This window comes from Aminobacter sp. P4_H6_2, from assembly GCF_056400805.1.
Genome location: NZ_JBFUKO010000685.1, coordinates 1 through 2,736 on the forward strand (window position 1 = coordinate 1; position 2,736 = coordinate 2,736).

A 2,736-nucleotide genomic window follows, 5' to 3' on the forward strand; every position below is an offset into this window, starting at 1 on the left:
GGTGCGCGGCCTCGGCTTCGGCGCCGACGACTACATGACCAAGCCGTTCCACAAGGACGAGCTGGTGGCGCGCATCCATGCGATCGTCCGCCGTTCGAAGGGCCACGCCCAGTCGGTCATCATCACCGGCGAGCTGATCGTCAATCTCGACGCCAAGACCGTCGAGGTTGGTGGCCAGCGCGTGCACCTGACCGGCAAGGAATACCAGATGCTGGAGCTGCTTTCGCTACGCAAGGGCACCACGCTGACCAAGGAAATGTTCCTCAACCACCTCTATGGTGGCATGGACGAGCCGGAATTGAAGATCATCGACGTCTTCATCTGCAAGCTTCGCAAGAAGCTCGACGCTGCTTCCGGCGGCCAGAGCTTCATCGAAACAGTCTGGGGACGCGGCTATGTGCTGCGTGAGCCGGAAGAGCTTCGCGAAATCGCCTGATTTTCTTGCACTACCTTCAGTCAAACCCGGCCTCCGTGCCGGGTTTTCTTTTTTCCAGAGCGCATTGCATGCGAATGAGCGCTTGCGATTTGCGCTTCGCCGACCTTTGTCCGGACCTCTGCGCCAGGCCGGTTCAGGCGGCTACGTCGAAGGCGCGGAAGCGGTCGAGCAGTTGCGGCCGGGTGAACGGCTTCAGCAGATAGCCTTGCGCACCGGCGCGCTTGGCGCGCATGATGGCGCCGATGTCGACCTCTGTCAGGCAGATCGCGATCTGCGGTTTGACCCGGCCGTCCATGGCGCGGACGCGGCGGATGAAGTCGGCCGGCGTCATATCCTCCAATGCGCCGTCGACAACGATGATTTCAGGCATGTCATAGGCGCACATGTCGAGGCCCTCAGCACCGGTCGAGGCTTCGACGACAGCCAGGTCCGGGCCGTTCAGGATGCGTTTGGCGACTTTGCGAATGACGCTCGAATCATCGACGAACAGGCAGCGCTTCATATCCCGTTCCTCTTTTCGGGAGCCGAGCGCGCCAGACGCGCCGGGGTGTTTCTTGGACCCTAGCGTTGTTGCGTAAAGAAGCCGAAAACCCGGATGGYAAAAAACTTGGAAATATCGGCGGAAAGGGATGTTTTCTGCCGCGCGCCAAGCGTTCGCTGGCTGGTCTCAAGTTTTTGAGGACCGGCAGTGGAGTACCGGCAGATCGACGCCGATTGTCTGGCTGATATGCTCGCAAACATCAGCCAAGTCATGAGCGATCACCAGGCATGACCTAGCGATCGTCCTAAGCTGGTCTTTAGCTATACAGAAAGTCGAGTGCTATCACTCGGCTGTCAGCAGGATCTCTTCGGGCGTTGCATGGATCGAGATCGTCATGCCGGCCTCGCGTGCCAGAAGCAACGCGTAGTAGGGCTGCACCGAATGGGCGTCGATCGGCTCTTCCGGCCTTTGGCCGGTATGCAGTTCGAGGAACTTCGGCGGCACGCGCAGCATCGGGCCACTGGCCGACAGGGTGAATTTCGGCGCCGTATCCACGTTTTCAAGCAGGACGTTGAGCTTGCCGCCGCGCGGGATCGCGGCATGGGCGACCAGGAGCAGGTTAAGCAGCAGCTTGACCTTGTTCTTGGGCAAGAGCGCGCGGCCGCCACTCCAGATCAGTTCCGGCTTTTCGTTCTTGAAAAAGGCTGATGCAACCGATTCGGCGTCGCCGGTGTCGATCAACATGCCGGCCGAGCCGGCCGCACCAAAGGCGATGCGCGCGAACTGCAGACGTGCCGAGGCATTGCGGGCGCTGGTGCGGATGAGGCGCATGGCGTCTTCGTCGGCACCGCCTTCGTCGAGCAGCTCAAGACCGTTGTTGATAGCGCCAACCGGCGAGATGATGTCGTGGCAAACCCGGCTGCACAGCAGTGCTGCAAGGTCAGGAGCGGAAAGCGTCAACAATTCGGCCATGAACGGCATCCCTCGGGCAAATGGCTTGAACCACAATAATGGGGCCACGGCACCCGGCTGGGCGAATCAGGGCTGGCCTTGCAGTCCTCTTGGTTACACAGCGTCGCCTCATGCGGCAAGAAACAGCAGCTAAAGGGTGCGTGAAATGCTTGCTTTTCTGCGTAAATCAAGGCTTTCCCACTCATGGGCATGCCTTCGATCCGCCATCTTCGTAGGCCAGTTTAATGGTTGAAAAAGGATTACGGCATAGTTTGCCGGAGTTGGACCAGCCAGCCGCCAATCAAGAGCAGCAGCGGGTCCGGGGCGTCGGAGAGAGTGTGCTCCCAGACGGAGATTTGGAAGCATGATTTCCCGATTCTATGGCCGGACGTTTGCCCGGCTTGTTGCCGCGATGTTCGTCCTTGTCGGCGTTCTGGCATTTTCGACATCTGCGTCGCGCGCGCAGCAATACACCTCGCAGGAGATCCTTGATTCCGGCCATCGCTTTTTTGGTTCGACTTCGGGCGGTCTCGCCAGTGTCGTCGAAAAGGTCTTCGCGTCTTACGGTCTGCCGAACGGCTATGTCCTCGGCGAGGAGGGTTCCGGCGCCTTTGTCGGCGGCCTGACCTACGGTGAAGGCACGCTCTACACCAAGAATGCCGGCGACCATAAGGTCTACTGGCAGGGGCCTTCGCTAGGCTGGGATTTCGGCGGGCAGGGCTCGCGCACCATGATCCTGGTCTACAATCTCGATGACGTGAACAATCTTTACGATCGTTATGGCGGTGTCGCGGGTTCGGCCTATGTCGTTGCCGGTGTCGGCTTCAACGTTCTCAAGCGCGGTAATATCCTGCTGGTACCGGTACGT

The 2,736-nt window shown here is 59.9% G+C and carries 4 protein-coding genes; 2 read left to right on the forward strand and 2 right to left on the reverse strand.

Going from position 1 to position 2,736, the window contains the following annotated elements:
- Positions 1 to 436: response regulator transcription factor (locus AC1DUU_RS28610; RefSeq protein WP_476786712.1), on the forward strand; the 436-nt coding region annotated here is incomplete at its 5' end.
- Between the two features lie 133 nt (positions 437 to 569).
- Here the strand turns inward: AC1DUU_RS28610 and AC1DUU_RS28615 are convergent.
- Together AC1DUU_RS28615 and chpT are read right to left on the reverse strand one after the other, a co-directional pair.
- Positions 570 to 938: a response regulator gene (locus tag AC1DUU_RS28615; protein ID WP_476786713.1), complete on the reverse strand. Its 369-nt coding sequence runs from the start codon at positions 936 to 938 to the stop codon at positions 570 to 572.
- 321 nt (positions 939 to 1,259) lie between these two features.
- Positions 1,260 to 1,889 carry a histidine phosphotransferase ChpT gene (gene chpT / locus AC1DUU_RS28620; protein WP_476786714.1) on the reverse strand — a complete coding sequence of 210 codons (630 nt, stop codon included), beginning with the start codon at positions 1,887 to 1,889 and terminating at the stop codon, positions 1,260 to 1,262.
- Between the two features lie 343 nt (positions 1,890 to 2,232).
- Between chpT and AC1DUU_RS28625 the strand changes: the two genes are divergently transcribed.
- Positions 2,233 to 2,736, forward strand: a 504-nt coding sequence (locus AC1DUU_RS28625) for a DUF1134 domain-containing protein (protein WP_476786715.1), incomplete at its 3' end; no start/stop codon positions are given.

Coding starts and splice junctions, on each gene's coding strand:
- AC1DUU_RS28615 (WP_476786713.1), bottom strand. CDS start 938: ATGAAGCGCTGCCTGTTCGTCGATGATTCGAGCGTCATTCGCAAAGTC.
- chpT (WP_476786714.1), bottom strand. CDS start 1,889: ATGGCCGAATTGTTGACGCTTTCCGCTCCTGACCTTGCAGCACTGCTG.